This window comes from Methylobacterium sp. C33D, assembly GCF_053345825.1.
The window spans coordinates 1-287 of sequence record NZ_JBKFAV010000239.1 but is presented as its reverse complement, the minus strand read 5'-3'; the positions used below and the strand labels follow the sequence as shown (position 1 = coordinate 287).

Sequence of the window (287 nt, the reverse complement as noted above, 5' to 3'; positions counted from 1 at the left end):
CGGGTGGTGATCGCGCTCGCGCTCGCCGCCGAGCCGGAGCTGATCATCGCCGACGAGCCGACCACGGCGCTGGACGTCTCGGTCCAGGCCCAGATCATCACGCTGCTGACGCGCCTGTGCCGCGAGCACGGCACCGCGGTGATGCTGGTGACCCACGACATGGGCGTGATCGCCGAGGCCGCCGACCGGGTGGCGGTGATGTATGCCGGGCGCGGCGCCGAGATCGGCCCGGTCGCCTCGGTGATCGCGAAGCCCCACCACCCCTACGCGGTCGGCCTGATGGGGGC

1 pseudogene is annotated in these 287 nt (G+C 73.2%); it reads left to right on the top strand.

Annotated elements, in window-relative coordinates:
* Positions 1-287 (top strand): annotated as a pseudogene (locus ACLBXO_RS32215) (methionine ABC transporter ATP-binding protein); the annotation flags it as partial.